Annotated in this window: 1 protein-coding gene; it reads left to right on the forward strand. The window is 44.8% G+C overall.

Features of this window, described 5'->3' with window-relative positions:
• Positions 1–83: 83 nt before the first annotated feature.
• On the forward strand, positions 84–621 hold a 538-nt coding region (locus R7Q48_RS28605; protein ID WP_318133712.1), incomplete at its 3' end, for a transglutaminase-like domain-containing protein.

A 621-nucleotide genomic window follows, 5' to 3' on the forward strand; every position in this document is an offset into this window, starting at 1 on the left:
GGTTTCTTTGGCGCACTCGGTTGGTTGGTCATGGCGGCTAACATCGCCGTGTCTAAGAGTCCAACTTTATTTGGGTAATCGTCATGCTTGAGTTTTTTGACGAAGATTTTGACAACATGGCGCTGGTGGAAGGAGCGTTAGAGCTCAATAAATCCGTTAATCCAGAAACCAACGTCCATTGGGCTAAGCAAGAGCTAGAGCGTCTGTACCAAGAAGCAGAAGCAACGCTTATCCATGAAACAGATGAAGAGCAGCGTTTCGACTCTTTCCTACGTCTGTTTTTCCATGAGTGGGGCTTCAAAGGTGACGACCAAGAGTACTTTATCTCTGACAACAGCTTTATCGATAAAGTGCTAGAGCGTAAAAAAGGTATTCCGGTCAGCTTAGGTGCAATTTTATTGTACTTAGGCAATCGCCTTGGCTTCCCTATGAAAGGTGTGACATTCCCAACTCAGTTCCTAATTAAAGTGGATTGGATGCACAAAACACCAGACTACATTAACCCGTTCAACGGGGAGTATGTTGGTGAGAAAATCCTTCAAGCTTGGTTAATCGGTCAAGAAGGACCGTTAGCGCAACTTAAACCAGAACATTTTGACGAAGCGGATAATCGGACAGTGA

This window comes from Vibrio sp. 378 (assembly GCF_033339435.1).